We start from the raw sequence: 637 nt of genomic DNA, 5'->3' as shown, positions 1-637 counted from the left end.
GTCTGTTCGCTACGCTTTACTCAAATTTGCTATTCCGTTAGGTGTTTATTTTAAAAGATATCAATATAATGTATGTGGTCTTTTGGTTGCGGAGAGTATAGAAGATTCTATCACTAAAAAACAATTTGTTTATGAATATGATACTAACTTTTTACATCGGAGTAAGACTATATCTCCGACAGGCTTAATCTCAACTAATACAGCTGATGTCTACGGAAATACTCTTATTAATACCGGACCGGGAAATCTGAAAACATATTATACTTATGATGATTTATTCAGACCTTATAAAATTAAGGCTCCCGATGGTACTGTTTCAGTCCGGAAAGCAATAAGAGGAGGACGTGATAAACAAGGATTCTATGTTGCGAATTATGTTATATTGAATGGAAATACAGAAAAAAGTATTATTTTTAATAATGCCATACACTACGATTGTCTGGGGAGAGAAATTCGAAAAGAAAAAGTTCTATTAAATGGAACACATGAGCATATTGATATTTTTTATAACGAAAAAGGGTTATCAGAAAAGTTGTATTCATATAGAGGGAAAGTTTTAGTAAATTCGAAAGAAATGTATTATGATGGCACAGTTGCAAATATCCGTGGCTTATTTTTGTAGTATAGGTCTATATTT

The 637-nt window shown here is 31.7% G+C and carries 1 protein-coding gene; it reads left to right on the top strand.

Going from position 1 to position 637, the window contains the following annotated elements:
* Window positions 1–622, top strand: a 622-nt coding sequence (locus DW862_RS26110) for a hypothetical protein (protein WP_165861977.1), incomplete at its 5' end; no start/stop codon positions are given.
* Window positions 623–637: the final 15 nt, after the last annotated feature.

The organism is Bacteroides sp. AM37-9, assembly GCF_003603455.1.
Lineage (GTDB): Bacteria > Bacteroidota > Bacteroidia > Bacteroidales > Bacteroidaceae > Bacteroides > Bacteroides xylanisolvens.
Note: the sequence above shows the minus strand (reverse complement) of the source record. Positions and strands in the feature narration are given on the sequence as shown.